The following is a 26685-nucleotide window of genomic DNA, read 5'->3' as shown; positions in this document are numbered from 1 at the left end:
TTCATATCCCTCACCCTCATGATCGACGCCTTTGCTGCTACCCTAAGATGATTGGCCCTGAACGACAAATGAATGACGGGCCTCAGACACTTGGACGGCGGCAGTCCGCAAGTCCTTGGGTCCGACAGGCGCGCCGGCGCCGCCCCCGCACGGCAGATTCCGGCAGGGCCGGCGTTCCAGGCTCGCAGGACCCGTTGTAGGCCCGGCGCCTGCACCCGCGGCAGCATTTTTGAATTCCATTTGACTTAATACCCCGGCCGTCGCAGTCTCCCTTCGAACCGGCTGCTGCCGGGAGTGATGGCTGCCGATCTCGCCTCCCACTCGATGTCATCCCGGCGAGAGCTGGGACCATGGCTTGGCCCGCGCCGGCGGACAGTTGGGCCCCGGCTTTCTGGGATGACAGTGATGGAAGGGAAAGATCGGCTGCAGACGCTCCCCCAACGCCGGCTGCGCTGGAGGGAGTGCACTTGGGCCTGAGGGGGACCAACCAGGAATTCGGACGGCCGTACAACCGGCGCATCGTGCTCGAGGCCATTCGCGCCAACGGCCCGACCACGCGCGGCCGCATTGCCGATGAGGTTGGCCTCACCGTCCAGACCGTTTCCACCATCATCCGCGAACTCGCCGAGCAGGGCTACATCCTCTCCGAGAAGGAGGAGCCGCGCGGCCGCGGCCTGCCCCCGACGACCCTGCGCATCAATCCCGAGGGCGGCTACGCCATCGGCATCCACGTCTCACCGCTCGGCATCGATGCCGCGCTCGTCGATCTTGCCGGCGCGGTCATCGGCAGCACGCGCCGCGACGCCGCCCAGGCCACGCCGGACGAGGGCTTCACCCTCATCCGCGCCATGGTGGCCGAATTGAGGGCCCTGCGCCCGGGTGCCCGCATGCTCGGCGCCGGTCTCGCCCTGCCCGGCCCGTTCGACGTCGACTCGATGAGCTTTGTCGGTCCCACCACCATGGCCGGCTGGGGCAACGTCCTGCTGCGCGAGCGCCTTGCCGAAGTCAGCGGCCTGCCCGCCTTCATCGAGACCGACATGGCCGCCGCCGCTCACGGTGAAAGCCTTTACGGGCGGGGCGCCGACTTCTCCGACTTCTACTATCTCTTCCTCGGCGCCGGCCTCGGCGGCATCATGGTGCATGAGGGCGTCGCCCAGCGCGGCGCCTGGGGCAATGCCGGCGAGATCGGCCACATCCCGGTCGTTCCCGACGGCGAGCCCTGCCCGTGTGGCAATCGTGGCTGCCTCGAGCGCTATGTCTCGCTGGACGCCTTCGCCCGCCAGGACCTCGACGCGGCCCGCTGGGTCGCTGGCATCCGGCCGCAGCTGCATGCCGCGCTCACCACCATCGAGAACCTGTTCGACCCCGAGACCATCATCCTGGGCGGCCTCGTGCCGCCCCGCCTCGCCGCCGAACTCACCGCCGCCGCTGTCGCGCTGCCCAATTCCGTCTCCGCCCGCCGCGATCGCAAGGCCCCGCGCCTCGTCGTCGCCACGGGCGGGCCGGACACCGTGCTGCTCGGCGCTGCCGCCCTCGCGGTCGCCGGCGTTCTTTCCCCCCGCTTCGGCCAGCTGTTCACGCCCGGCCGCGACCAGATGAAGGGCATCGCCGCATGACCGCCTTCGAGCCGCTGCTCGTTCTCGACGACATCAGGAAGAACTACGGCGCAATCGAAGCGCTGAAGGGCATCAGCTTCGCCATCGGCAAGGGCGAGGTCGTGGCGCTGCTCGGCGACAACGGCGCCGGCAAGTCGACGCTGGTTAAGATCATCTCCGGCGGCCTCGAGCCGACCTCCGGCCGCATGCTGTTCGAGGGCCGCGAGTGGCTGGCGAAATCGCCGTCCGAAGCCAAGGCCGCCGGCATCGAGACGGTGTACCAGGACCTCTCGCTCGCCACCAATGTCGACGTCGTCGCCAACTTCTTCATGGGCCGCGAGCTGACGCGCCGCATCCTCGGCATTCCCGTGCTCGACGAGAAGGCGATGGAGGACGTGGTCGCCAAGGCCCTCGCCAATGCCGGCACCCGCATTCCGTCGCTGCGCACCAAGGTCGAGCATCTCTCCGGCGGCCAGCGCCAGGCCATCGAGCTCAACCGCTTCGTGCACTGGGGCGGCAAGCTGGTGCTGCTCGACGAGCCCTTCGCCGCGCTCGGTGTCGAGCAGACGCGACGCGGCCTCGACATGATCCGCGCCGTGGCCAGCCAGGGCATCGGCGTCGTCATCATCACCCACATCATGCAGCAGGCCTTCCAGGTCGCCGACCGCATGGTGGTGATTCGCCAGGGCGTCGTCGCCGGCGATGTTGCAACCAAAGATACGAGCCCCGATGCGGTGATCAGGATGATCACCGGGGAAACCCTTGCCGCTGCCGGAGCGGCAGGCTGAGGGGAAACAGGGAAATCCGGCAGCTAGGAGCGAACGAAATGAAGCGAATACTTCTGTCCGTCTTCGGCGTTCTGGCATTGGCGCTCGCCATGCTGACGCCGGCCATCGCCCAGACCAAGGGCAAGGTCTACTACCTCGTGCCGACTCTGCTCGACGAGTTCCAGACCGGCTCGGTCTCGGCGCTCGAGACCTTCCTCAAGCAGGTCGGTTACGAGATGCAGACGCTGAACGCCGACAACAAGACCGACGTCCAGCAGACCCAGATGAACGACGTCATCGCGCTGAAGCCCGCTGCGATCATCCTCGCCGCGGTTGATTTCAATGCGCTGAAGCCCTCGATCGAGGCGGCCATGGCTGCGGGGATTCCGGTGGTCGAGTTCGACCGTCAGATCACCTCGACGCCCTCGTCCTTCACCTCGGTCGCCGGCACCATCGAGATCGGCCATATCGCGGCCGAGCAGGCGCAGAAGCTGCTCACCTCCAAGTATGGTTCGGTGAAGGGCAAGGTGCTGCAGATCCTCGGCGACCCCGGCGATCCCTACACCCTCGATATCCAGAAGGGTTTCGAGGAGAAGATGGCGGCCTTCCCGGACGTCAAGATCATCTCCGTGCCGGCCATGGGCTGGGCTGCCGACGCCGCTGGCACCATTGCCAACGACCAGCTCGTCGCCAACCCCGACATCGACCTCATCTTCAGCCACGCCGCCCACCTCTCGGTCGCCGTCGTCGCTTCGCTCGAAGCCGCCGGCAAGAAGCCGGGCGACGTCATGCTGATGAGCTCGAACGGTGCCCCGGTCGGCCTCGACCTGATCCGCAAGGGTTGGCTCAACGTCGAAGTCGAGCAGCCGCTCTACGCCCAGGCTGCCGCCGTCGCCGCCTTCATGGACAAGATCGTGGCGCATGCCGAGATCAAGCCGGGTGAGTACGACATCATCGGCCTCACCGGCACCGTCACCAACGAAGCCTGGGGCCCCAACATCAAGCTGCCCGGCGCCGCCATCGACAAGTCCAACGTCGACGACGCCAAGTTCTGGGGCAACCTCAAGCCCCCGACCGACCAGGTCAAGGCAGTCGAGTAAGGCAAGGCCGGCCTCCCACAACGTCCCCTCTCCCTCAGGGGAGAGGGTCAGGGTGAGAGGCAGCCCAGCACCCCAGCCCCTCCCTCCCCCTTGTGGGGAGGGTAGTGGAGCTGGGAGCGAAGCGACCTAGCGGAACTAGGGTGGGGGTAAGCCCCCACGCTCGTTCCGCAGCCGTGACACAGGACTACACCCGCCAACCCGAGCAACTCATGAATCCCCAAACCCGACGTACCCTCGAGTTCATCCTCGACAACCTTGCCTGGTTCATGCTGCTGTTCGTGCTGGCTGCATTTTCCCTGCTCGTGCCGAACTACTTCCAGCCCGGCATCTTCGCCAACATCGTCGAGGCCTCCTCGGTGCTCGGCGTCATGTCGATCGGCCTGGCGCTGGTGATCATCGCCGGCCATATGGACCTCAGCGTCGAGTCCGTCGCCGCGCTCAGCGCCATGACCGTCGGCATCATCTTCTGCTCGGCCGGCATCGGACGCGGCGTCGAGCTGCAACCCGACTGGCTCGCCACGCCGGTGTCGCTGGTCCTTGCCATCCTCGTCGGCGGCGCGGTCGGCGCCATCAACGGCGTCCTCATCGTCAAGCTGAAGATGAATGCCTTCATCGTCACCCTTGCCAGCTATATCTGGGTGCGCGGCATCGTGCTTGCCATTTCCGGCGGCAGCTCGGCGCAAGACCTGGCGCCCGCCATCCGCTGGTTCGGCATCACCCGCCTGCTCGGCCTGCCGCTGACCGCCTGGCTCGCCATTCTGTGCTTCGTCGCCTTCTCATTCGTCATGGCCCGCACCCGCTTCGGCCGCCACCTGATCATCATCGGCGGCAACGAGAACGCCGCCTTCCGCGCCGGCATCAAGGTCGATCGCATCCTCATCTCGGCGTTCGTGCTCGCCGGTTCGATCGCCGGCCTGGCCGGCTGGCTGCTGGCTATCCGCACCTCCGGCGCCACCGCCAATCTCGGCATCGGCCTGCTGTTCAACGCCTTCGCCGCCGTGGTGATCGGCGGCGTCAGCCTGAAGGGTGGCGTCGGCGCCCTGCCCGGCGTCTATGCCGGCGTCCTGCTGTTGTCCTCGATCAACACCGCCATCAACCTGATGGGCCTGCCGGCCACCTTCACCCAGCTCATCCACGGCCTGCTGGTGCTCGCCGCGGTGCTGCTCGACGCGTTCAAACTCCAGCTACGGCAGAAACTCGCATGACCGGTCGTCTCGAAGGAAAAGTTGCCCTCGTCATCGGCGCGGCGCGCGGCATCGGCAAGGCCACCGCCGTCCGCTTCGCCGAGGAAGGGGCCCGCGTCATCATCGCCGACACCGAGCGCGAGGCCGGCGAGGCCAGCGCCCGCGAGATCGGCGCACTGTTCGTCGATCTCGATATCTCGAAACTCGCCGCCGCCGAGGCCGCCGTCGCCCTTGCCGTCGAACGCTTCGGCCGGCTCGACATCGTCGTCCAGAACGCCGGCATCTATCCCTGGCAACTGCTCGAACAGACGTCCGTCGAGGACTGGGACCGGGTCCTGGGCGTCAACCTGCGCGGCAGCTTCATCGCCGCCCGCGCCGCCCTCGTGCCGATGAAGCAGCAGGGCTATGGCCGCATCCTCTTCACCTCCTCGATCACCGGCCCGCACGTCACCAGCCCCGGTCACGGCCACTACTCGGCCAGCAAGGCCGGCATCAACGGCCTGATCCGCGCCGCCGCGCTCGAGTTCGCCGGCTACGGCATCACCGTCAACGGCGTCGAGCCCGGCAACATCCTGACCGAGGCGATCCAGCTGCACCGCTCGCCAGAGTTCATCAAGGGCATGGAAGACGCCATCCCGCTCGGCCGCCTCGGCAGCCCGCGCGACGTCGCCAACGCCTTCCTGTTCCTCGCCTCGGACGAAGCCGCCTACATCACCGGCACGACGATCGTCGTCGACGGCGGCCAGCTCCTCCCCGAAGGCGCCGACTTCCGCATCATGCCGGATCGGCCCTGATCCTCCTTCGGGGGAAGCGTTCAGCTTGCACCAGCAACCGGGTCATCCCCGCGAAAGCGGGGATCTCTGTTTGGCCACAAGCGCAAGAACAGTGGTTCCCGCGTTCGCGGGAATGACTCCTTGGATTACGCCCGGGCTACAGCGCCTTCACCATGTACACCGCGTGCGTCGGCGCTCCCGGCCCGGTCAGCCGCGCAAACCCCAGTCTCTCGTAGAACGCCAGCGCGGCGTGGTTGCTCGTGCTGACGCCCAGGTGCATGCCCGGGGCCCCCGCGCGCGCGAGCGCCGCCATCACGTGCTCCAGCGCCCTGCGCCCGAACCCCCTGCCCTGCGCTTCCGGCAGCAGGTCGATATGCCCGTGCGCCGGATAGGGATGCAGCGCCTCGGGGTAGGTGAAGTCCGGGTGGTGGATCTCGTAGCGCGCCCAGTCGCTGCCCCGGGTCCACGTCGCCTTGTCCGGCCCAGGGTCGGCCACCGTCGCCGCGATCCCGGGAAACCACTCGCGCTGCGCCCAGGCATAGTAGGCCGCGCTGTCGGTGACCGCGAGGACATAGCCGCACACCCCGTTCGGCCCCTCGATCACGAACGCAAACTCTGGGGCGAACACCTGGTAGGGCACGGCATAGATCAGCCCGAGCAGCCGCGGATCGTCCTCGCGCGCCGTCGCATCGGCGCCGGAGTCGCCCGTCCTGAGGCACACCATCTCCATCGCCGCATGGTCGGAAGCTTCCGCCTGCCGCAGGCGGTAGCCGCCACCCAACTCAACGACCATGCCGGTACCGTCCGCTTGCATCGCGCGGCAGCAGCTCCTGCACCGCGACGGTGAATCCCTGGCGGTAGAAGTTATAGATTCGGTCCCGATGGGGGAACTCCGTTCCCGCCGGCGGATCGCCCGCCAGCCAGTCGAGATAGGTCACGAGGTGCGTGATCTCCTCGCGCGCCTCCCACAGGTAGGGGTGGAAGGCGTAGAACAGGTCGCGGTTCTCGAGCTCCGTCATCCGGCTGAACAGGTCGCGGATGCGGTCGCGGAACTCCACCAGCGCGTCATGACCGGCCTGCCAGCGGTGATCGCGCACATCCGGGCGCTGCTCGCCAAGCAGCCGCCGCGCCGTCTGCAACACCTCCTCCACCTCCGGTCCGCAGCGGAACGGCTGGTAGAACAGCTCGCCGAGCAGCCGAATCTCCTCGCGCGTCAGCGTCTCGCCGGCCTCGGCGAACGCCAGCCGGAAGCGCGGCTGCCACGCCTCGAGCGCTGTCGCAAAGGCCGCTCCCTCGTCGCCCTCGCCGTTCGCGAACAGCCCCGTCGTCCGCACCGGCACGTAGTTGGCCTCGAACTCGTTGTTGGGGTTGGTGATGAACCCGTCGACCAGATCGAGGATTTCCGCACTCCGCCCGCCCAGCGGCCCGGCATGCACGCGCCTGATGTCGTAGTCGTTGGCGTGGAAATTCTCCCAGATCACCGGCTTCCGCCCGATCACCGCCGCAAGCTCCCTCAGCCCTTCGGCATCGATGGCCTCGGAGACGATGTCCGGCCCGGTCCAGAACACCCCGATCTCGGGATCGAGCTCCGCCCCGAGCGTCCTGAGATAGGCAGATGCCGGCACGTCCCGGCCCGCGAACGCCGCGCAGTATTCGGTCGGGCAGAACAGCATGGCCACGTCCTGCGCCCGGCTCTTCAGGTGGTCGAGCGCCGCGTTGGCAAAATGGCACTGGGCCGCCGCGAACGAGGGAAACGCCCTCTCGTCGGCCCGCATCATAGTTGGCGGAACATCGTCGAACAGCAGCGCGAAGTGCCGGACGCCGAGGTCCAGGAGCTGGTCGAGACGGCGCTGCAGCGCCGCGAAGTCGCTTGCGTCCGAATAGACGACATCGAGGCACGGCGCGATCGCCACCATGAAGTTGACCTTGCGCGCCCGGGCCTCCTCGACCAGCTCCCGGAGTTGTGCGGCTTCCGCCGCGTTGTAGGGTTCGCGCCAGCGCGCGCGGATCTTGATGTCGTCCTTGGGCCCGTAGACGAAGCTGTTCATCCCCGCCGCCGCGATCCAGTCGAGCATCTCGACGCGCTGCGCATGCGTCCACGCCCGGCCGTAAAAACCCTCGATCACGCCGGTGAGGAACGGCAGCACCGGCGTCGTGCCGCCCCGCCCCCGGTCCGGCTGGTCGAGCAGGATGTCGAGCGACCAGCCCGAGAGCCCGGGAGGCGAGGCCGACATCAGCGGCAATTGATGCACTGTACCCATTGGCAATTAGTCCATTGCAGTCGCCGTCAGACCGGCAATCACGTGCCGCTGCAGCAGGAAGTAGAGGATGAGGATCGGCACCGTGGTGATCGTCAGCGCCGCGAAGACCAGCGCGTAGTCGGTGCTGTGGTAGCCCGAGAACCGCACCAGCCCGACCGGCAGCGTGCGCTGGGCGTCGTCGGTGATGAACAGCAGCGCGAACAGCAGTTCGTTCCACACGCTGATCGTGTTGAGCACCACCAGCGTCAGCATGGCCGGCCAGACCATCGGCACCGAAACGTGCCAGAAGATTTCCCAGGTATTGGCGCCGTCGAGCCGGGCCGCCTCCTCCATGTCGGGCCGGATCGAGATGAAATAGGCCCGCATCAGGAACACCGTGAAGGCCAGCTGCCAGGCCGCGCCGGGCAGGATCAGCGCCCAGGGCGTGTTGAGCAGGTGCATGTCGCGCAGCTGCGTGAACAGCGCGATGGCGACCGATGGCGGCGGCAGCAGCAGCCCGATCAGCAGCACCCGGTACATCAGCCTCCGGCCGGGAAACTCGAGCCGCGTGAACGCGAAGGCCGCCGCCGTCGCAAACAGCACGCACATGCTGACCGCGATCACCGTCACGAACACCGAGTTGAAATACAGCGTGCCGAGCCCACCCACCTGCCAGGCTTCGACCAGGTTCCCCCAGCGCCATTCGGCCGGCAGCGCGAACGGCGTGCGGAAGATCTCGCGGTTCGACTTGAACGCGGAATAGACCATCCAGATCGCCGGATAGAACATCACCAGCACGATGGCGCCGGCGAACCCGAACTGCAGCCATTCGGCGGCGCTGCGCGGCCTCTCAATAGCGCGTGACATGGCCGCGCTCCGAGATTTTGAGATAGACGATCGAGATCAGCGACACGACCAGCGTCAGCACCACCGTCAGCGCCACGCCATAGCCGATCTGGTTTTGGTCGAAGGCCTGCTTGATGATCCAGGTCGCCGGCACTTCCGTCGCCCCGAACGGCTGGCCGTTGGTCATGGTGAAGAACAGGTCGAACCCGGCGAACCCGCCGGTGACCGCCAGCAGGATGCACACGATCACGTTCTGCTTCAGCATCGGCAGCGTGATCGCGGTGAACTGCTGCAGCGCGTTGGCGCCGTCGAGCCGCGCCGCCTCGTAGAGGTTGCGCGGAATGCGCCGCAGCGCCGCAAAGAAGATCACCATGTAGAAGCCGGCATATTTCCAGCCCGACACGATGCAGATGAAGAGCAGCGCCGTCTCCGGCTGCGCCAGCCACGGCTGCGCCCAGTCCGAGAGGCCGAGCGACTTCAACACCGAGTTGAGCAGCCCGGTGCGATAGTCGAGCACGAACGTCCACAGCACGCCGGCCGCCGACATCGACAGCACCACCGGCGAAAAGAACATCCCCCGCATCAGCGAGAAGCCGCGCCGGTCCGAGTTCAGCAGCACCGCCATCCCCAGGCCGAAGCTCACCTCGAACACCAGCGTGGCGAGGATGTAGAGCACCACGTGCACATAGGAGTTGAGGTAGGTCGGGTCGGTCACCGCCCGCGCGAAGTTGGCCAGCCCCGCCCATCTCGGCGCGCTGAACCCGTCCCAGAACGTGAAGGCGTAGTAGAGCGAGGCTCCCAGCGGCAGCAGCACGAAGGTGGCGAACAGCAGCATGGCCGGTGCCGCGAACAACGCGTTCGCGGCGCCGGAGCTGATGGGGGCCGAGCGATCTTCCAAAGGACGGGCCGGCCTATTGCTTGCCCATCGCCGCCAGCGTCTGGTCGAGCCAGACGAGGGCATCCTTGGCGCTCTTCTCGCCGTCGGCGGCATAGGCCGCGGCCTGGTAGAATGCCTCGGCCACCGGCACCGGGTACTTGTTGTCCGGCGGCGGCACGATCGCCGGCGCGCCGCTCATCAGGGCCAGCATCGCCTGTGTCTGCTCGTCGAGCTTGGCCTTGTCGCTGACACCGAGCACCGGGCTCATCTGGCCGCTCTCGGCCCACTGGATCTGGCTCGCTTCCGAGGTCAGGAACTTGAGGAACTTGATCGCCTCGGCCGGGTGCTGGGCATTCTTGTGCACCACGAGCCCCGTGATGGTCCCGATCACGCTGTTGGCCAGCGGATGGCCCGGATCGATCACCGGCGTGTTGAACTGCCCGTACTCGAAGCCGTCCTCGGCCAGGTTCGATGTCTCCGACACCAGCCACGAGCCGATCGGGTGCATCACCGCCCCCTCCTGGAAGAACGTCGCCATCGCCGGATCGGCGCCGAGCGCCTGCATGTCCTTGTTGAATGCGCCGACGTCGTGCAGTTGCACCAGCAGGCCCAGCGCCTTCTCGAACTCGGGTGTATCGAACGGCGCTTCCTGCCTGAACGCCGCCACATAGGCCTCGGGCGGCACCACCATCGCGGCGATGTGGCCGGCCCAGTTGCCCAGCGGCCAGAACTCGTTGTTGCCTTCGACGATCGGGGTCTCGCCGGCGTCGGCCAGGGTCTTGGTCAGCGCCACGAACTCGTCCCAGCTCTTGGGCGGCGTCAGGTTGTGCTCGGCGAAGATTTTCTTGTTGTACCAGATGGTGTTGGTCAGATCGAGCGACAGCGGCACGAGGTACGGCTTGCCGTCCACCATGGTGCCGGCGCCGTCCGTCCACACGGCCGGCGAGAAGCTGGCCTTCCAGCCGTCCGCCTGCATCGCCTCGCTGAGGTCGTAGGCATATCCCGCAGCAACGTCGCGCTGCACCGGATACCCCGCCCACTCGAAGAAGATGTCCGGCACCTCGTTGCTCTTGAGCTGCGTGATAAGGCCCTGGTTCGAATACTGGTCGTCATCGAACACGATCTGCTTGATCTTGATGTCCGGGTTGGCCGCCTCGAACGCGGCGATGATCGCATCGAGTGCCTCGCGGCTCGAGCCGCCGGTGATCGAGTGCGTGAACCGCACCTCGACCTGCGCGATGGCACTGGTGGTCAGCATCAGCAACGCCCCAAGCGTCGCGAAGGCAAATCTCTTGGTCATCATCAATCCCACCCCTGTTTCTCGGGTCGTGTTCCCCGGACCACACCCCACAGCGCCGCGCCATTCCGCGCGGAGTCATTCCCGCAAAAGCGGGAAGCTCTGTTTTCGGCACCGAAAGCTGAATGAACACCCATCGGTGCGATCGAACTCACTGGTATGTTATTGGTTTAACCGCCATTGTCCATCCCCGTATCGCAGGGCGAAATGGCTTGCAATGCCTGAACCAAAATCATACCAGTGGCCAGACAGGATCGCGAACAGCGATCGGAGAGGGCATTGGATTTCTACGCTGCAGTGCTGGAACGGATGGGGCGCCAGCACGGCCCCCTGGGCGATCGGCTGCGCAATGCGCTGACCGGCGTGCTCGAGTCCGGAGTGATCGCGGCGGGCGAGGCCCTGCCGTCGGAACGCGAGATGGCCGAACATCTCAATGTCTCGCGCTCGACGCTCAGGCAGGGCCTCAAGGAACTCGCCCTGCAGGGCCTCGTCGCGACCCGCCCGGGCGCCGGCACCATTGTCGTCGGCCGCATTCCCAAGGCCCTGTCGCGCCTGTCCGGCTTCACCGAGGACATGCAGCTGCGCGGTCTCGTCGCCACCTCGCGGGTGCTTGAGTGTCACGTCGCCCCGGTGGGCGCCGATGCCGCCTTCCGCACCGGCCTGCCGCTCGGCACGCCGGTCTTCACCCTCGTGCGCCTGCGCCTCGCCGGCGGCGAGCCCATCGCCTACGAGCGCGCCATGGTGCCGGTTGAGGCCGTGGGCGCCGACTACGACGGGTCGGGCTCGCTCTACGAGCGCATGGATGCCCGCAACGCCCGTCCCCGGCGCGTGCTGCAAAGCCTGCAGGCGACCGAGGCCGACGAGGCGCTGGCGCACTATCTGGGAATTCGCCCCGGCGCCGCCGTGCTCGAGATCACCCAGCTCGGCTACGGCGAGAGCGGCACCGTCGTCGAGGATGCCGTCAGCTGGTACCGCGGCGATCGCTACAAGTATGTCGGCGAGATCAGGGGCTGAGATGACCGCACCCGTGCGTCGGCGCTATCGCGACAAGTTGGTCGAGATCCTCGACCGCGTGCTCGACACGCAGCCGGAGGCGCTCGACGCGGCCCGCGATGCCGTCGCCGCCGCCCTCGCCTCCGACCACCTCGTCTATGTCGCCGGCTCCGGCCACTCGCACCTGCTGGCCGAGGAAGTGTTCTACCGTGCCGGCGGCATCGCCGCGGCCCAGGCCATCCTCGATCCCGACCTGATGCTGCACCTTGGCGCCGAGCGCTCCACCCTGCTCGAGCGCGAGGAAGGTCGCGCCGAGCGCGCCCTCGCCGACTACCCGGTCGGCCCCGGCGATGTGGTCTTCATCGCCTCCAATTCCGGCCGCAACGCCTACCCCATCGAGATGGCGCTGGCCGCGAAGGCGCGCGGCGCCTTGACCATCGCCATCACCTCGATGCGCCACGCCACCGCGATCACCTCGCGCCACGGCTCGGGCAAGCTGCTCTACCAGGTCACCGATCTCGTGCTCGACAACGGCGGCGAGTATGGCGACGCCGCGCTGATCGTTGGCCACGACCGCCGCATGGGGCCGACCTCGACCATCGCCGGCGTCTTCATCCTCAACGCCGTCCTCGCCGAAGCCGTCGACAAGCTCGCCGGGATCGGCGTCGACGTCGATGTCTACCAGAGTGCCAACATGCAGGGCGCGGAAGCGGCCGCACAAGAGATGATCCGCCGGTGGCAAGCGCGGATCAGGGGGTTGTAGGGTCGTCGGGCAGGCGACCCTACAATTTCCCGCTTCTGCCCACCCGGTGTCATCCCTGCGCAAGCAGGGACCCAGCTCTCGCGGCCTGAAGCTCCGGGTCATTCCCGCGGAAGCGGGAATCTCCGTTTCGCGATCGGCGGAACAACTCCGTCCAAACCGGGGTCCCCACTTTCGCAGGGACGACACTCAAGTTTGGTCAGGCGGGCCTACTCCCCCACCGGCGGATACACGTGCTCCCTGCCCCGCCAGTCCGTGACCATGCACGCGCCATCTTCGTCCCGCACGTTCGCCGCCGCGAGCGGCGCCTTGCCGTACCCGCCCGGGATATCCAGCACATAGGTCGGCTGGCACAGCCCCGACACCCTGCCCCGCAGCGCCTTCACCAGCGCCTGCCCCTCGGCGATCGACACGCGGAAATGCGCCGTGCCCGGCGCCAGGTCCGGATGGTGCAGGTAATACGGCTTCACCCGCGCCTCGACGAAGCCGCGGAACAGCGCCGCCAGCACCTCCACGTCGTCGTTGACGCCGCGCAGCAGTACCGACTGGCTGAGCATGACGATGCCGGCATCCACCAGCCGTCCCGCCGCCGCCCGCGCCGCTTCCGTCAGCTCGCGCGGGTGGTTGGCATGCAGCGCCACATAGGTCGTCTTGCCGCTCGCCTTCAGCGCCGCGATCAGCGAACCGTCGACCCGCTCGGGCTCGACCACCGGCACGCGCGTATGGAACCGCACCACCTTCACGTGCGCGATGGCGGCGAGCCGCCGCATCATGTCCTCGAGCCGTCGCGCCGACAGCACCAGCGGATCGCCGCCGGTGAGGATCACTTCCCAGATTTCCGGATGGTCCGCGATGTAGCCGATCGCCCTGTCCATCGCCTCCGGCGAGAGGGTTCCGAGGCCCTCCGGCCCCACCATCTCGCGCCGGAAGCAGAACCGGCAATAGACCGGGCAAACATGCACTGCTTTCAGCAGAACTCTGTCGGGATATCTGTGGACGATACCCTCGAGGGGCGAGTGCGTCTGGTCCCCGATCGGGTCCGCCCGCTCCTCCGGCGTAACCGAGAGTTCGGCAAGGTCGGGCACGAACTGCCGCGCGATCGGATCGTCCGGATCGTCCCGGTCGATCAGCCCAGCCACCGTCGACGTCACCGCGATCGCGTACTTCCTGGCCACCGCCTCGGCTGCAGCCAGCCGCCCGGCCGGCAGCAGTCCTGCCTCAACCAGCTCGGCAGCCGTCCGCAAGGCTTTGTCGTGCTTCATCTTTCGCCTCCGGCCACCGGCACCCAGATCACATCCTCGATCCGCGGCGCCCCCGTCGCCAGCATCACCAGCCGGTCGAACCCGAGCGCCACCCCGCTCGTCTCGCTCATCAGCGGCAAGGCCGCCAGCAGCTCTTCATCGAGCGGATAGGTTTCCCCGTAGAGCCGTTGCTTTTCGTTCATCTCGGCGGCAAACCTGCGGCGCTGTTCGGGCGCATCGATGAGTTCGCCGAAGCCGTTCGCCAGTTCGACGCCGCAGGCATAGAGCTCGAACCGCTCCGCCACTCGCCGGTCATCTGCCGTCCGCCGCGCCAATGCCGCCTCCGCCGCCGGATATCTGTCCAGCACGGTAATCCGGCCAAGTCCTAGATTCGGCTCGATTTTTTCTACCAGCACACGGCTGAACAGGTACGACCACGTGTGCTCCGCCGGCACCTCCAGCCCCACCCGCCGCATCTCAGCCGCCAGCACGTCCGCGTCGGTCTCCCCCTCGACATCCATCGTCGCGAACAGGTCGATCCCCGCAAACCGTTGAAACGCCTCGATAACTCCGACTCGCTCGGGCTCCGCGAACGGATCGCACTCCCGCCCGCGATAGCGCAGCAGCCCGGCTCCAGTAATTTCCGCCGCCATCCGGCACAGGGCCACGCAATCCGCGATCACCGCGTCATAGGCTTCGCCTGCGCGGTACCACTCCAGCATGGTGAACTCCGGGTGGTGCAGCGCGCTCCGCTCCCGGTTCCGCCACACATGCCCGAGCGACACGATGCGCTGCTCCCCCGCCGCCAGCAGCTTCTTCATCGAGAATTCCGGCGACGTGTGCAGGTACATCGTCTCGCCCGCGCCGGAATTGCCAATCATTTCAGTGGCAAAGGCATGCAGATGGGTTTCGTTGCCTGGGCTCCGCTGCAATCCCGGCGGGTCGACGAACAGGAAATCGCGCGCGCCGAAATAGCTCCGCACCGCCGCCTCGATCCGATTGCGCGCCAGCAGCACCGGCCGCCGGTCGGCATGCACCGAAGGCGTCCACCACGGCGATCGGGCTGGCGTTGGGGAGTCGGGCGGCACTTTCGTCAGACTTTCGCGCTGGGACTGGCGGTTTTCGCAGAATTGAGGTATCGGGCGGCCCACACACAACGATCAGTGCGCCCGGCCGGCCCTGCTGCCGCTCATCTAGGCCGCCGCCAACGCGTGAACAAGGAAGAAATAATGGTCAAGGTCATCGCCTCGTCGCTGCGCAAGGGCAACGTCGTCGAGCACGACGACGGCAAGCTCTACGTTGTGCTGGTCGCCGAAAACATCCATCCCGGCAAGGGCAACTCGGTGACCAAGGTCGACATGCGGCGCATCTCCGATGGCGTCAAGGTCGCCGCCAGCTGGCGCACCGTGGAAATGGTCGAGAAGGCCGACGTCGACGAGCGCGCCTACAACTTCCTCTACAGCGACGCCGAAGGCTACCATTTCATGGAGCCGACCACTTTCGAGCAGATCACGGTCTCGAACGATGTCGTGGGCGACCAGGCGGCCTATCTGGTCGATGGCATGGAGGTCTTCATCAAGACCTTCGAGGGCGCCTCCCTGTCCATCGAGCTGCCGCAGCGCGTCACGCTCGAGATCGTCGAGACCGAGCCCGTCGTGAAGGGCCAGACCGCCTCGTCCTCGTTCAAGCCGGCGACGCTCAACAACGGCATCAAGACCATGGTGCCCCCCCATATCGGCGTCGGCACCCGCGTTGTCGTGATGACCGAAGACGGCAGCTACGTCGAGCGCGCCAAGGACTGATCCTCGGCCTCCGAATGAGGCAAAATCAGTCCAGCGGACTGATTTTGGAAGGATCAGGCCCGGAGAGCTACGCCCGCAGGGCAGAGCGACAAGAACCGACCGATCAAGATGGGGCCTCACGGCCCCATCAGCTTTTGTACGGAACGCCGGCGATCGTTCACCCATTGCGAACGATGCGTCGGTGCCGCCCTGCTGTTCGTGCGCGCCAATCCCACCTATGTGTTGGCGACACAAACAAGCGGAGCGACGTCATGGCCCTCGAACTCGCAGGCATCCACCACCTCACCGCGATCACCGCGCAGGCGAAGCGCAACGTCGATTTCTACACCCGCGTCCTCGGCCTCAGGCTGATCAAGAAGACGGTGAACCAGGACGATGTGAGTGCCTATCATCTGTTCTACGGCGATGCCGTCGCCTCTCCGGGTGCCGATCTCACCTTCTTCGATTGGCCGGCCGCCCCCGCCCGGCGCGGCAATCACGAGGTCTCGCGCACCGGCCTGCGCGTCCGCTCGGAAGCCGACCTGAGCTGGTGGAAGGAGCATCTCGCCGAGCAGGACATCGCCTCCGGAAACATCAAGGAACGCGCCGGTCACCTGTCGCTCGAGTTCGAGGATTTCGAGGGCCAGCGTTTCCGCCTCGTCGCCGACCCCAAGGCTGGTGAGAGCCATCCGTGGGACAGGAGCCCCATCCCCGCCGAGCACCAGATCCTGGGCCTCGGCCCGATCACGCTGGCCGTCCCCGATCTGCGCCGCACCGCACCGATCCTCACCGGCATCATGAACATGCGCGAGGTCCGCTCCTATCCGGCCCGCGAGAAGAACGGCGAGATCCATGTCTTCGAGATGGGCCCGGGTGGCGCCGCCGCCGAACTCCACGTCGAGGTGAACCCCGATCTGCCCCAGGCCCGGCAGGGCGCTGGCGGCGTGCACCATGTCGCCTTCCGCACGCCGGACAAGGACGAATTCGACGAGTGGGTGAGGCGCACCGCCAACCACGGCGTCCGCACCTCCGGCGAAGTCGAGCGCTTCTACTTCAAGTCGCTCTATTTCCGCGAGCCCAACGGCGTACTGTTCGAGATCGCAACCGATGGCCCCGGCTTCACCGCCGACGAGCCGCTCGAGACCCTCGGCGAGCGGCTGGCGCTCCCGCCCTTCCTCGAAGGTCGCCGCACCGAGATCGAGGCGGGCCTGGAACCGCTATGACCTTGCCGGCCGCGCCGCGATCGACCTGATCGCGGCGACCGGACTTCGCCCGCTTCCCGTCCCCCGAATACTCGAAATGTTAAGCTCGCCCGGCTATTGCACTGGTCGGTGAAGCTTGCTTCGGGGGGCGGAACTGACCAGCGCCGACGGACTTCTTGCGTCAGATCGATCCTTTCGCCGGTCGCATTCGGCGGACGTGCGGCTATGGGCCGTGCTTGCCCTGTTTGCCGCCTGCAGCCTGCTGCTCAAGTTCGCCGTCTTCGTCTACATGACGGGCGACCTGTCGCCCCTCGCCTTTGCCGACCGCATCTGCCTCTGGGACTGCCGGTGGTTTGGCAAGGTCGCGCAGGGCTACGAGGTCGGCCTGCCGACCAACCGCAACGGCGAGGCCAACTGGGCCTTCTTCCCGCTCTATCCCTTGCTGGTCAAAGCCGTCGCCATGCTCACCATGCTCCCGTGGACGGCGGCCGGAGTGCTGGTTTCGCAGGTGCTTGGCATCCTCGCCGCCGGCTGCGCCCGGCCACTTTTCGGCAGCCAGACCCGGGCCTACTGGCTGTTCGCCTTCGGCGCCCTGCTCGGGCCGTTCTCGCTGCTCTTCTCGATGCCCTATTCGGAGAGCCTGTTCATCCTGCTCACCATCCTGGTGCTGGTTCAGTTGCAGCGCGGCGACTACCTTCGCGCCGGCGCCTGGGCAGCCCTGCTGTCGGCTACACGGGTCACCGGTGTCCTGATCGGCGCCGCCATCGTGCTTCAGGCCATCATCGACTATCGCCGGGCGGGCGGGGCCTGGCGCGACCTGCCGCGCAGCTTCCTGTCCGACAACCGCCTGCTGCTCGGTTTGGCGCTCGTGCCGCTCGGCCTGCTGGGCTACATGGTCTACCTGCGCCTGTGGATGGGCGATGGACTTGCCTTCGCCCATGTTCAGGTGGCCTGGGGCCGCGCGCTCGACAATCCGTTCATCCAGTTCGGCATCGCCCTGCATAGCGGATGGCCATTCAAGGCCCACTGGGACCCCTTCTCGACCTATGCCGTCGGCGGCTTGGTCGCGGTGGTGCTGACCACGCTGGTCGCCCTGCGCGGCCACTACGCGGCGGCCCTGTTCTGCTTCATCGCGCTCGTGCTGTCGTTCAGTGCCGGCCTGTTCTCGAGCGTCCGCTTCGCCGCTGGTCTGGCCCCGCTCGGCCTGGTGTCGGCTGAACTGATCGCCCGGCGGCGCTGGCTGTCCTGGTCCGCCTACCCGATCGGACTGGCGCTCGGCCTGCTTGTCGTCGCCGGCTGGATCAGCGGTCGCGACTTTACGATGGTGTGACCGATGCGAGGAAAGCTGGCCTTCGCCGGGATCGTGGCCCTGGGACTTGCCGAACTCGCGCTCGGCGCCTTCGCGGCGACGACCGACGTCGGCCCCGAGTATCGCGCCTACTACATCGACCGCACCACCGGCTGCCTGCCGCGCGAAGTGCCGGGCACCTACGCGCTGGGCACGACCGTCGAGCCGCAATCCGGCAAGCCCCGCAGGGCCTTCGACGACATCCTCGTCTGCGGCTTCGAGAACTCCATACCCGAGGGGACCTGGCTGCGCGGGATCGAGGGCCGGCTGCGCTTCACGCTGGACGATGGCGCGCCTGGCGACCTTGTGCTCAGGCTCGACGCGAGTGCCAGGGTGACCCCGTCCTTCCGTCAGCAGTTGACCGTGTTCGCCAACGGGCAACCGGTCGGGATTGTCACCTTTGACGACAAGGATCCGCACCAGGTGGAGTTCCTGATCCGGGCGTCAGCCCGGGCTGCAGCCTCCGGCAGGCTCGACATCGCGCTGCGCATGCAACGCCTGCCCCATGTGGAGCCGACGGGCAAGGATTCCCGGCTCCACTCCCTGTTGGTCGGGTCCATCTGGCTCGGACCCGCTGACTGACCGGGGACAGCCCCAGGCCTACCCCCGGCTATCCGGCACCAGCGTCCTGGCCAGATCGATCAGTTGCACGAACTCGGCGCGATAGCCGTTCTGGTCCGGGCCCCGCGCCCCTTGCGCCAGCGCCCGGATCGCGTCCCAGCTCATGTCGCCGTAGTTCGAGCCCCTGAGCTTCTGCCCGAACGCTGCCACCGCCGCCGCGAACCGCGAGTCCGCCGAAGCCTGCGCCACGTCACCGACCGCCAGGTCCGCGCTGATCGGCTCTTCGACCAGCCTCGACGTGTCCCCGTCCGGCAGCTTGTAGCGCAGCTTGAGGTACCCGATCTCGTTGGCCGCCACCGGCGTCGCGGCTGCCGTGCCGCCCTGCTCGTAGCGCAACGCATCGTTCAGCGCCGCGCCCGAGCCGACTGGCGTGATCTCGTAGAGCGCGGTAACAGTCGTTCCCGCCCCGATCTCGCCCGCATCGACCTTGTCGTTGTTGAAATCCTCGCGGTTCAGCGCCCGCGTCTCGTAGCCGATCAGCCGGTATTCGCTCACCACCGCCGGGTTGAACTCGACCTGGATCTTCACGTCCTTGGCGATGGTCTCGAGCGTGCCGCCGGCATCCGCCACCAATACCTTCTGCGCTTCCTTGAAGCTGTCGATGTAGCTGGCGTTGCCGTTGCCGTTCTGGGCCAGCGCCTGCATCGTGTCGTCGCCCAGGTTCCCCTGCCCGAAGCCCAGCACCGACAGGAACACCCCGCCGTCGCGCTTGCCCTTGATGAAGGTCTTCAGCGCTTCCGGATCGTCGATCCCGACGTTGAAGTCGCCATCGGTCGCAAGGATCACCCGGTTGACCCCGTCCTTCACCTTGTTCTGCTCGGCCAGCCGGTAGGCGAGTTCGATCCCCTCGGCACCCGCGGTCGAACCGCCCGCGCTGAGATTGTCGAGCGCGCTGAGGATTCTGGCCTTGTCCGTCCCCTTGGTCGGCTCCAGCACCACGCCGGCCGAGCCGGCATAGGCGACGATCGAGATCGTGTCCTCGGCCCCCATCCGGTCGACCAGCAGCGCAAATGCCCGCTTCAGCAGCGGCAGCTTGTCCGGCTCGTCCATCGACCCCGACGTGTCGATGAGGAACACGAGGTTGGATGGCTTCTTCTCGGTCGCGGCCGGCACATAGCCCTTGATGCCGATCTGGACGATCTGCGTCCTGGCGTTCCACGGCGTCGGATAGACCGACACGTTCGGCTTGAACGGCGTGCTGGCGTCGGTTGGGGCCGGGTAGTCGTAGTCGAAATAGTTGACCAGCTCCTCGATGCGCACCGCATCGGGCTCGGGCACCCAGCCCTCGGTCAGGGTCTTCCGCACATAAGCGTAGGAGGCTGTGTCGACATCGATCGAGAAGGTCGAGACCGGCTCGTTCTTGACGATCTTGACCGGCGACTCCGTGAACGTGCTGAACTGGTCCCCGCTCGGCTCGGTCGGCTGCGCCATCATCGCGTCGGCCGGCGCCGGGATCGCGGCAAGCGACTGCATCGGCGGAGCGGCTTCGGGGGCCGCAAGGCCGACCGCGGCTTCCTCGTCGCGCAGCTGGCCAGCCTCGCCCGCCGGCTTGGCAGCCCGCATGGACGCAATTCCGTTGGCGAAGTTCTCGACCACCACGGGTGCATCCATCGATGCGGCGCCGCCGCTATCCGTCTTGTCCGCCGGTGCCGTCAGTTCCGGCTCCGGCGTCGCCACAGTCGTCGGGATCACCCCCGGCAACTTGATCGGCGTGATCGCCGTCGAGGTGTAGAGCTGGTAGCCGAGCGGCAGCAGGAACAAGGCGAGGGCGGCGGTGCCAAGCCCGTAGGCGAGACGGTTGTCCATGATCCATTTCCCTTTCTGAGAGGCGAAGATGGACCTGAGACGGTCGATGATCGGGTTTCCTTGGGGCGCACGCACCACCTTTTCCTGCTCGGCGTCGAACGCCAGCATCGCGGCCTCCAGCGCCCGGCGGCGCGCCGCCTCGCTCGGCTTGGGCGAGCCGGAGGTCTTCAACAGGTTGAGCCTGTCCTCGTCGGAATGGTTGCTCATAGGAGCCCCCTCAGGGTCTTCTTGGCCTCGTGGACATGCCACGAGACGGTTGCTTCCTTGCAGCCCATGATCCCGCCAGCTTCGGCGTGGCTCATCCCCTCCGCGTAGATCAGCAGCACCGCATCGCGCTGCTGCTCGGGCAGGCGCCGCACCGCCTGCCATAGCTCCTTGGCCGCCGCCGAATCCTCTTGGTCGGGCAGGTACTCGTCGGGCGCCACTTCCGCATAGCGGTCGGCATTGCGACCCCGTCGGCTCCGCGCCCGCTGCATGTCGCGCACCGCGTTCAGCGTCACGCGATAGAGCCAGCTGGTGAAGGCCGAGCGCCCGTCGAACGATTTCAACACCGAGGCGAGCTTGACGCACACCTCCTGCGCGACATCTTCGGCGTCCGATACCTTGCCGCACCATTTGCACGCCGTACGGAAGATGAAGTCGTAGTGCCGCTCAATGAGCTCGGCAAAGGCGCGACGATCACCTCCGATCGCACGCGCGATCAGCGTCTCGTCGGCAACCGGCGCCGCCAGCACCCCGCTATCGATCAGTTCAGGCGTCAAGGAACTCAGCACCTGTTGGAGCTTTCGGCCGGCACACTATCGATGAGACGATGAACGCCAACTGATCCTTGGGGTGGGCCGCGAGATTTTTCTGCGGAACGTGGCCGAGTCATCGAGTAGCACGCCCCACCCCCTCCCAGCCTCCCCATCAAGGGGGAGGTGCCAGCCGGTGACTCCGGCGAAATCCAGCCACAAACTCGATGCCCACCTCCCCCTTGATGGGGGAGGCAAGCGAAGCTTGGCAGCTTGCTGCCTAGCGCAGCTCGGAGGGGGTCGGGCGACGCGCGCTATGTCGCCTTGCATCCGCCCCATCGCCGGCGTACGCCACACGCATGACCGACGACCCCAACAAGCCGCAGAGCCCGTGGAAGCTAAACTCGAGCCGCGTGGTGCTGCTCGTCCTTGGCGTGCTGATCCTGATCTACGTCGCCTCGGCTCTGCTCGGCGGCCTCGGCAACTACCAGCAGCTCAAGGAAGCCGCCCAGGGCGCCAAGTCCGTCGAGGCCCCGTCGACCACCACTCCCTAGCCTAGGACCGCCCGTGGCAGCGTGACCGGAGCCGTCGGCTGGGGCCCGCAACACCGACCGTAGCTATTGAGCCGACTGGCAGAAATGGCTCTGCATCCAGGCGCGAAAGTCCTTGGCGGCAGCCTCCCGCTCCTCCTCGCTGTCGTGCTGCGGGAACTGGAACGAGGCTATGATGGCGACCTCGACCGCACCGCGCTGATCGGCGGGATACTGCCGTTCGATCTGGATGAGGTCATCCATGGTCGCTCCGTGCTGGCGCTCACGCATGATCAACTCGGCAATGTCGCCCACTTGGGCACATTGATCGGCCGGGCCCTCCTGCGCGGATGCGGGCGGCGGCACGGCACATGCCAGAAGCGCAACAACGACAACCCACCAGCGCGCCACTCCCCCCAACATCGCATCCTCCGTTCGTGGCCAGAGAAAAGTGGTACCTCGTCAGAACCTTACGCCACCAGCGCCTGAGGCACCGCCTCGGCAATGAAACCGCCGCCCAGCACCTCGGTCGTCTCGCTGTCGTCGGCGTAGAACACGCAGGCCTGCCCCGGCGAAATGCCGTACTCGCCCGCGAACAGCGTGACGAACACTTCGCCGCCGTCCATGTGCACGGCCCCGGCCTGCGGCGGTCGTGTCGAGCGCACCTTCACCTCGATCGGCATGCCGTTGCCGGCCGCAAGCGACGCCAGTGCGCGCTCGCCCAGCCAGTTCACGTCGCGCAGCCGCACCGTCCTCGTCATCAGCGCCTCGCGCGGCCCGACGATCACCCGGCCTGTCTTGTGGTCGAGCTTGACGACGTAGAGCGGCTCGCCTGCGGCGACGCCGAGGCCCTTCCGCTGGCCGATCGTGTAGTTGATGATCCCCTCGTGCCGGCCGAGCACGCGCCCGTCGAGATGCACGATCTCGCCGCCCTCCAGCGCCTCCGGGTGCATCTTGCGGATCACGTCGGTGTACTTGCCCTGCGGCACGAAGCAGATGTCCTGGCTGTCGTGCTTTTCCGCCACTTCGAGCCCGAACTCGCGCGCCAGCTCGCGCACTGCCGGCTTGGTCATGCCGCCGAGCGGAAAGCGCAGGAAATCGAGTTGCTCCTGCGTCGTCGCGAACAGGAAATAGCTCTGGTCGCGGCTGTCATCGACGGGCCGGAACAGCCGGCGCCGCCCGTCCACGAGCTTCGACTGCACATAGTGCCCCGTTGCCAGCACGTCGGCGCCGAGGTCCCTGGCGACGTCCATCAGGTCGACGAACTTGACGCTCTGGTTGCAGGCGATGCACGGCACCGGCGTCTCGCCCTGCCGGTAGGCATTGGCGAACGGCTTCATCACCGAGTTCTTGAAGCGCTCTTCGTAGTCGAGCACGTAGTGCGGAATCCCGAGCGCCTGCGCCACGCGCCGCGCGTCGTGGATGTCCTGCCCGGCGCAGCAGGCGCCCTTCCGGTGCGTCGCCTCGCCGTGATCGTAAAGCTGCAGGGTAACGCCGACGACATCGTAGCCCTCGCGGGCAAGCAGGCCGGCAACGACGGAACTGTCCACGCCCCCCGACATCGCGACCACGACGCGCGTGTCCTGGGGCCGCTTGGGCAGATCAAGCGAATTCAACATCTCTCTCATCCAGAAGGGGTCAAGGTCCTGCGGATGCGCGGCGGTATAGGCGCGTCGTTGGGGCGCCGCAAGCGCTCCTGCTCGGCAATTCTTGCCGCCGGGTCCCTTTCTGCCTGCGAGCGGCCGGCGCAATGTCAGCCTAACTCACTGAAATTCATGGCATTCGTGTCCGGCACGCGGCTTGCATCGCATTCCCCGGAGTATTGTGTCTCGCGAGGCCTACGTGACGGTATCGGTCGGATTTGTCCCAGCAGCCAATCCCGGTCTTGTGACCGGTACGGGTTCGGTTGCGCCGCAGGCCCGGGGCGGCACGGAGGGTGACCTGTTTGCCGCCCTGCTGGCGCTGATCGGCCAGCAGGTACCCGGGGCCGGTTCTGCCACCCCCCCCGGCACGCCCTCGGCGATCCAGCCGATCGCTGCTGCCCGCGAACTCGCGGTGCCGGCCGAGACGGCTCAGGCGGCAGGCCCCGACGCTGCGACCGCATCGATCGCCCCCGCCGCGGCGCAGACGCCAAAGGGCAAGTCCCTGCTCAAGGACCTCGGCGACGCCCTCATCGCGCTCAACGACGCGCTGGAGGCGGGTAAACCCGTCGATCCGGCGCTCGAAAGGAAGCTGAGCGAGGCCCTCGATGCCGCCGCCGCCTGGTTCGGCATCGCCCAGCCGGCGCCGCAGCCCGCGATCGATCCCCGGATTTCCGCCCTCGCCAGCGGCAAGGGCATCCTGCCCGCCATCGAGGACGCGGCTCAACTTGCCGCTGGTGCAGCCATCGCTCCGCCCGCCGCGCCCCAGGACGACCGCGCCACACCTCCCGCCCCCGCTCCGGCATCGGTCCCGCAGCAGCCCGCAGCCGGAACGGCCAGCTTTGCCCCGGTGGCCGCCGACATGCCCGCCGTTGCGCCCCCCGATCTCGATGCGATCGTTGCCGCGCTCCCTGACGCCGACGTGCCGGAAGACATCGTCGGAGCGGTGACCGACCTCGTGGCCACACTCGCCCCTGCGACTCCGGCCAAGGCCGCCGCCGCCTCGGACACGACCGCGTCGGCCATAGCAGAGGACACCGAGCCGGCTGCGCAAGCCCCTGCCCCGCGCCCGGAACTCGCACGGCTGGCCCAGGCGCTCGAAAAGCTGGTCGACAAGGCCGAGCCGGTAACCCCGGAGCTGGCAAGAAAACTGGAAGCCTTTGCGTCCCGCCTCGAAGCCGCCGCCACGACCACGGCTGCGGTCGCCCCCGCACCCACCAGCGGCGCCCCCGACATCGAGCGCATTGTCGAGGCGCTTGCCGCGGCCAGGCCGGCCGTCGCCAGGTCGGCTGAAACCCAGCCTTTCGCCGCCCCTGCGCTGGAACTGCCCGAAGCGGTGGCAGCAAGGGACAAGGCCGCCTCAACGCCGGCGCAACCAGTCGACAACGAACGGCGGGCAAGCGACGCCGACACGCTTGATCCCGTCCTCGCTGAAGTGAAGAAGCCGGCCGCGACGACTCCGGTCGCCGCCGAAGCGAGGTCGACCACCGGCCCCGATCCGGCACCCGCCCCGCAGGCCAACGCATCCGCCACCGCGGACAATACGGCCGTCGCCGCCACGGCTACGGCCAACAGCAGCCAGCCCCCCGCCGCGCCCGTCGCCCGCACCATCCACGCCGCGTACCAGACGCCCGTGCAGCAGGTGAACCTGCCGCAGGTCGCCTTCGAGGTCGTGCGCCAGTTCGAGGCCGGCAATTCCCGCTTCCAGATCCGGCTCGATCCGCCCGAGCTGGGCCGCATCGACGTCAAGCTCGATGTCGACAAGTCCGGCACCGTCAACGCCCGCATGACCGTCGAGCGCGCCGAAACACTCGACCTGATGCAGCGCGACCAGCGCGCCCTGCAGCAGGCCCTGCAGCAGGCCGGCCTCGACGCCTCGAGGACCAATCTCGAATTCTCGCTGCGCCAGAACCCCTTCGCCGCCCAGGGCGGCATGGGCGACGGGCGCGGCCAGCAACCGGCGTCTCCCGGCAGTGGTGACGGCCTCCTCCCATCGGAGGAGTCCATCGACACGGCGACCACCCTTTATCGCGGCACGGCTTCGGCCGGCGGCGTCAACCTGTTCGTGTAGGAGGCCAGCATGGCCGTTTCCGGCATCGGCGCCAGTTCCAGCAGTTCGACGGCAACCAGCCGCCAGACCATCGCGCAGAACTTCGATACGTTCCTGCAACTGCTCACCACGCAGCTCAGGAACCAGAACCCGCTCGATCCGCTGGACACCAACCAGTTCACCCAGCAGCTGGTGCAGTTCACCGGCGTCGAGCAGCAGCTCAAGACCAACCAGTTCCTCGAGGCCATGATGACCTCGACCCAGACCGCCAACAACTCCCAGGCGGTCAGCTACGTCGGCAAGGTCGTGACCGCCTCGGGCACCAAGGCCGAGCTGGTCGACGGCAGCGCCACCTGGCACTTCGCAGTCGGCAGCAAGTCCGACATCACCGCCACGGTCCGCGATGCAAAGGGCAATACCGTCTATACCAAGTCCGGCACGGTGAATTCAGGCGAGAGCGTCTTCACCTGGGACGGTATCGGCAACGACGGCAAGCAGAAGCCCGAAGGCAGCTACACCGTGTCCATCGAGGCCCGCGACAGCGCCACCGGCAAGCTGGTCGACGTAGCCACCGAGATGACCGGCGAAGTCACCGGCGTCGATTTCACCGGTTCCGAGCCGGTCCTCATCGTCGGCGGCGGCCGCGTCAACCTCTCCTCCATCCTCTCGGTACGCGCCAGGACGGCGGCCGACGGCCAGGCCGGCAGCGGCAGCTCCGTCTAGTCCTGATCCCCGAACCCGGTCGGCAGCCCGTCCATGCTGACCATGTTCTTGTCGCGCCAGTAGGCCTCGATGCCGTCCGGTCCCTTGGCTTCGGCCCAGCGGTCCATCGTGTCGCGCTCCCCGACATAGTCCATCAGCGGCACGCCGTAGCCGCACGAGGTCTTGACCAGGTCGAAGTCAAGCCAGGTGATCTGGCGCGCGCCCAGCGGTTCGGTATTGGCGAACTCCGCCACCAGCAGACGCGCGTAATCAGCGCTCCCCCGCGCGATGATCCGGCCGCGCCCATAAAGCCTCAGGATCAGCGGCGGACCATCGACGCCGCAGAACATGATGGTCATCCGTCCGTCCGCCTTGAGGTGCGCCGCCGTTTCGTTGCCGCTCCCGGTACGGTCGAGATAGCAGGCGGAGTTGTCGCCCATGACCCGGAACAGGTCGGTCGAGCGCGGCGAGATGTTGATGCGCGTGCCCGTGGCCGCCGTCGCGGTGAAGAAGACGTGCTGCTTGCCGATGAAATCGCGGTGATGCGCATTGAGCGCGGGGAAGTCCTTGGCCATCCGGAGCCCCTTTCAGCTAGAGC

At 67.2% G+C, this 26685-nt stretch carries 26 protein-coding genes; 14 read left to right on the top strand and 12 right to left on the bottom strand.

Features of this window, described 5'->3' with window-relative positions; genetic code table 11:
* The first annotated feature begins 467 nt into the window (after positions 1-467).
* The 5 genes from J0I99_RS06650 to J0I99_RS06630 all read left to right on the top strand — a co-directional run bounded on the left by J0I99_RS06650 (position 468) and on the right by J0I99_RS06630 (position 5440).
* Positions 468-1616, top strand: coding sequence for an ROK family transcriptional regulator (locus J0I99_RS06650; RefSeq protein ID WP_291396717.1), 1149 nt, complete (start codon positions 468-470; stop codon positions 1614-1616).
* Positions 1613-2383, top strand: a complete 771-nt coding sequence (locus tag J0I99_RS06645; RefSeq protein ID WP_291396714.1) for an ATP-binding cassette domain-containing protein — start codon at positions 1613-1615, stop codon at positions 2381-2383. The genes J0I99_RS06650 and J0I99_RS06645 overlap by 4 nt, the downstream gene beginning before the upstream one ends.
* A gap of 38 nt (positions 2384-2421) precedes the next feature.
* Positions 2422-3462, top strand: a complete 1041-nt coding sequence (locus tag J0I99_RS06640) for a sugar ABC transporter substrate-binding protein (RefSeq protein WP_291396712.1) — start codon at positions 2422-2424, stop codon at positions 3460-3462.
* A gap of 209 nt (positions 3463-3671) precedes the next feature.
* Positions 3672-4667: an ABC transporter permease gene (locus tag J0I99_RS06635; protein WP_291391041.1), complete on the top strand. Its 996-nt coding sequence runs from the start codon at positions 3672-3674 to the stop codon at positions 4665-4667.
* Positions 4664-5440 carry an SDR family oxidoreductase gene (locus tag J0I99_RS06630; RefSeq protein ID WP_291391042.1) on the top strand — a complete coding sequence of 259 codons (777 nt, stop codon included), beginning with the start codon at positions 4664-4666 and terminating at the stop codon, positions 5438-5440. The genes J0I99_RS06635 and J0I99_RS06630 overlap by 4 nt, the downstream gene beginning before the upstream one ends.
* Positions 5441-5576: 136 nt before the next feature.
* Here the strand turns inward: J0I99_RS06630 and J0I99_RS06625 are convergent, their stop codons facing one another.
* From J0I99_RS06625 to J0I99_RS06605, 5 genes are all read right to left on the bottom strand, one after another.
* Entirely contained in the window at positions 5577-6212 is a 636-nt protein-coding gene (locus J0I99_RS06625) for an N-acetyltransferase (protein ID WP_291391043.1), read from the bottom strand.
* Complete coding sequence (locus J0I99_RS06620; protein ID WP_291396710.1) at positions 6202-7680, bottom strand: beta-N-acetylglucosaminidase domain-containing protein; 1479 nt, start codon at positions 7678-7680, stop codon at positions 6202-6204. The genes J0I99_RS06625 and J0I99_RS06620 overlap by 11 nt, the downstream gene beginning before the upstream one ends.
* Before the next feature lie 6 nt (positions 7681-7686).
* Positions 7687-8526 carry a carbohydrate ABC transporter permease gene (locus tag J0I99_RS06615; RefSeq protein ID WP_291391045.1) on the bottom strand — a complete coding sequence of 280 codons (840 nt, stop codon included), beginning with the start codon at positions 8524-8526 and terminating at the stop codon, positions 7687-7689.
* Positions 8510-9340: a carbohydrate ABC transporter permease gene (locus J0I99_RS06610; protein WP_291391047.1), complete on the bottom strand. Its 831-nt coding sequence runs from the start codon at positions 9338-9340 to the stop codon at positions 8510-8512. Before J0I99_RS06610 ends, J0I99_RS06615 begins: the two co-directional genes overlap by 17 nt.
* Positions 9341-9416: 76 nt before the next feature.
* On the bottom strand, positions 9417-10685 hold the full coding sequence (locus J0I99_RS06605) for an extracellular solute-binding protein (RefSeq protein WP_291396708.1): 1269 nt from the start codon (positions 10683-10685) through the stop codon (positions 9417-9419).
* A gap of 273 nt (positions 10686-10958) precedes the next feature.
* Here J0I99_RS06605 and J0I99_RS06600 point away from each other — a divergent pair, with 273 nt between their 5' ends.
* Both J0I99_RS06600 and J0I99_RS06595 read left to right on the top strand, forming a co-directional pair.
* A complete protein-coding gene (locus J0I99_RS06600) occupies positions 10959-11693 on the top strand; it encodes a GntR family transcriptional regulator (protein WP_291396705.1) in 735 nt (244 codons plus the stop codon).
* Between the two features lies 1 nt (position 11694).
* The gene (locus J0I99_RS06595; protein ID WP_291396704.1) at positions 11695-12435 is read left to right on the top strand and encodes an SIS domain-containing protein; all 741 of its coding nucleotides are present in this window, start codon (positions 11695-11697) and stop codon (positions 12433-12435) included.
* Positions 12436-12641: 206 nt separating this feature from the next.
* Here the strand turns inward: J0I99_RS06595 and J0I99_RS06590 are convergent, their stop codons facing one another.
* Positions 12642-13694, bottom strand: coding sequence for a lysine-2,3-aminomutase-like protein (locus J0I99_RS06590; protein ID WP_291396703.1), 1053 nt, complete (start codon positions 13692-13694; stop codon positions 12642-12644).
* Positions 13691-14710, bottom strand: a complete 1020-nt coding sequence (gene epmA / locus J0I99_RS06585; protein WP_291396701.1) for an EF-P lysine aminoacylase EpmA — start codon at positions 14708-14710, stop codon at positions 13691-13693. Before epmA ends, J0I99_RS06590 begins: the two co-directional genes overlap by 4 nt.
* A 192-nt stretch (positions 14711-14902) precedes the next feature.
* Here epmA and efp point away from each other — a divergent pair, with 192 nt between their 5' ends.
* From efp to J0I99_RS06565, 4 genes are all read left to right on the top strand, one after another.
* Complete coding sequence (efp, locus tag J0I99_RS06580; protein WP_291394292.1) at positions 14903-15475, top strand: elongation factor P; 573 nt, start codon at positions 14903-14905, stop codon at positions 15473-15475.
* A gap of 251 nt (positions 15476-15726) precedes the next feature.
* Positions 15727-16677 carry a ring-cleaving dioxygenase gene (locus tag J0I99_RS06575; protein WP_291396699.1) on the top strand — a complete coding sequence of 317 codons (951 nt, stop codon included), beginning with the start codon at positions 15727-15729 and terminating at the stop codon, positions 16675-16677.
* A gap of 211 nt (positions 16678-16888) precedes the next feature.
* The gene (locus J0I99_RS06570; protein ID WP_291396697.1) at positions 16889-17986 is read left to right on the top strand and encodes a hypothetical protein; all 1098 of its coding nucleotides are present in this window, start codon (positions 16889-16891) and stop codon (positions 17984-17986) included.
* 3 nt (positions 17987-17989) lie between these two features.
* A complete protein-coding gene (locus J0I99_RS06565) occupies positions 17990-18586 on the top strand; it encodes a hypothetical protein (protein ID WP_291396695.1) in 597 nt (198 codons plus the stop codon).
* Between the two features lie 18 nt (positions 18587-18604).
* Here the strand turns inward: J0I99_RS06565 and J0I99_RS06560 are convergent, their stop codons facing one another.
* Complete coding sequence (locus tag J0I99_RS06560; RefSeq protein WP_291396693.1) at positions 18605-20638, bottom strand: VWA domain-containing protein; 2034 nt, start codon at positions 20636-20638, stop codon at positions 18605-18607.
* Positions 20635-21192, bottom strand: a complete 558-nt coding sequence (locus J0I99_RS06555; protein ID WP_291396692.1) for an RNA polymerase sigma factor — start codon at positions 21190-21192, stop codon at positions 20635-20637. The genes J0I99_RS06560 and J0I99_RS06555 overlap by 4 nt, the downstream gene beginning before the upstream one ends.
* Before the next feature lie 332 nt (positions 21193-21524).
* Between J0I99_RS06555 and J0I99_RS06550 the strand changes: the two genes are divergently transcribed.
* Positions 21525-21719: a hypothetical protein gene (locus J0I99_RS06550; RefSeq protein ID WP_291396691.1), complete on the top strand. Its 195-nt coding sequence runs from the start codon at positions 21525-21527 to the stop codon at positions 21717-21719.
* A 63-nt stretch (positions 21720-21782) separates the two neighbouring features.
* Here J0I99_RS06550 and J0I99_RS06545 read toward each other — a convergent pair whose 3' ends face one another.
* A complete protein-coding gene (locus J0I99_RS06545; RefSeq protein WP_291396689.1) occupies positions 21783-21986 on the bottom strand; it encodes a hypothetical protein in 204 nt (67 codons plus the stop codon).
* A gap of 179 nt (positions 21987-22165) precedes the next feature.
* Entirely contained in the window at positions 22166-23314 is a 1149-nt protein-coding gene (gene mnmA, locus J0I99_RS06540; RefSeq protein ID WP_291396687.1) for a tRNA 2-thiouridine(34) synthase MnmA, read from the bottom strand.
* A gap of 223 nt (positions 23315-23537) precedes the next feature.
* Between mnmA and J0I99_RS06535 the strand changes: the two genes are divergently transcribed.
* On the top strand, positions 23538-25406 hold the full coding sequence (locus J0I99_RS06535) for a flagellar hook-length control protein FliK (protein WP_291396685.1): 1869 nt from the start codon (positions 23538-23540) through the stop codon (positions 25404-25406).
* A gap of 9 nt (positions 25407-25415) precedes the next feature.
* Complete coding sequence (locus tag J0I99_RS06530; RefSeq protein WP_291393659.1) at positions 25416-26108, top strand: flagellar hook assembly protein FlgD; 693 nt, start codon at positions 25416-25418, stop codon at positions 26106-26108.
* Here J0I99_RS06530 and J0I99_RS06525 read toward each other — a convergent pair.
* Positions 26105-26662, bottom strand: coding sequence for a pyridoxamine 5'-phosphate oxidase family protein (locus J0I99_RS06525; RefSeq protein WP_291396684.1), 558 nt, complete (start codon positions 26660-26662; stop codon positions 26105-26107). The two genes, J0I99_RS06530 and J0I99_RS06525, sit on opposite strands and share 4 nt — an antisense overlap.
* Positions 26663-26685: the final 23 nt, after the last annotated feature.

Origin of the sequence: Devosia sp., assembly GCF_017307495.1 — a bacterium.
GTDB lineage: Bacteria > Pseudomonadota > Alphaproteobacteria > Rhizobiales > Devosiaceae > Devosia_A.
Note: the sequence above shows the minus strand (reverse complement) of the source record. Positions and strands in the feature narration are given on the sequence as shown.

Coding starts and splice junctions, on each gene's coding strand:
- efp (WP_291394292.1), top strand. CDS start 14,903: ATGGTCAAGGTCATCGCCTCGTCGCTGCGCAAGGGCAACGTCGTCGAG.
- J0I99_RS06545 (WP_291396689.1), bottom strand. CDS start 21,986: ATGCGTGAGCGCCAGCACGGAGCGACCATGGATGACCTCATCCAGATC.
- J0I99_RS06640 (WP_291396712.1), top strand. CDS start 2,422: ATGAAGCGAATACTTCTGTCCGTCTTCGGCGTTCTGGCATTGGCGCTC.
- J0I99_RS06565 (WP_291396695.1), top strand. CDS start 17,990: ATGCGAGGAAAGCTGGCCTTCGCCGGGATCGTGGCCCTGGGACTTGCC.
- J0I99_RS06620 (WP_291396710.1), bottom strand. CDS start 7,680: ATGGGTACAGTGCATCAATTGCCGCTGATGTCGGCCTCGCCTCCCGGG.
- J0I99_RS06575 (WP_291396699.1), top strand. CDS start 15,727: ATGGCCCTCGAACTCGCAGGCATCCACCACCTCACCGCGATCACCGCG.
- J0I99_RS06530 (WP_291393659.1), top strand. CDS start 25,416: ATGGCCGTTTCCGGCATCGGCGCCAGTTCCAGCAGTTCGACGGCAACC.
- J0I99_RS06610 (WP_291391047.1), bottom strand. CDS start 9,340: ATGCTGCTGTTCGCCACCTTCGTGCTGCTGCCGCTGGGAGCCTCGCTC.
- mnmA (WP_291396687.1), bottom strand. CDS start 23,314: ATGTTGAATTCGCTTGATCTGCCCAAGCGGCCCCAGGACACGCGCGTC.
- J0I99_RS06635 (WP_291391041.1), top strand. CDS start 3,672: ATGAATCCCCAAACCCGACGTACCCTCGAGTTCATCCTCGACAACCTT.
- J0I99_RS06550 (WP_291396691.1), top strand. CDS start 21,525: ATGACCGACGACCCCAACAAGCCGCAGAGCCCGTGGAAGCTAAACTCG.
- J0I99_RS06605 (WP_291396708.1), bottom strand. CDS start 10,685: ATGATGACCAAGAGATTTGCCTTCGCGACGCTTGGGGCGTTGCTGATG.
- J0I99_RS06560 (WP_291396693.1), bottom strand. CDS start 20,638: ATGAGCAACCATTCCGACGAGGACAGGCTCAACCTGTTGAAGACCTCC.
- J0I99_RS06615 (WP_291391045.1), bottom strand. CDS start 8,526: ATGTCACGCGCTATTGAGAGGCCGCGCAGCGCCGCCGAATGGCTGCAG.
- J0I99_RS06595 (WP_291396704.1), top strand. CDS start 11,695: ATGACCGCACCCGTGCGTCGGCGCTATCGCGACAAGTTGGTCGAGATC.
- J0I99_RS06525 (WP_291396684.1), bottom strand. CDS start 26,662: ATGGCCAAGGACTTCCCCGCGCTCAATGCGCATCACCGCGATTTCATC.
- J0I99_RS06645 (WP_291396714.1), top strand. CDS start 1,613: ATGACCGCCTTCGAGCCGCTGCTCGTTCTCGACGACATCAGGAAGAAC.
- J0I99_RS06630 (WP_291391042.1), top strand. CDS start 4,664: ATGACCGGTCGTCTCGAAGGAAAAGTTGCCCTCGTCATCGGCGCGGCG.
- J0I99_RS06625 (WP_291391043.1), bottom strand. CDS start 6,212: ATGGTCGTTGAGTTGGGTGGCGGCTACCGCCTGCGGCAGGCGGAAGCT.
- J0I99_RS06590 (WP_291396703.1), bottom strand. CDS start 13,694: ATGAAGCACGACAAAGCCTTGCGGACGGCTGCCGAGCTGGTTGAGGCA.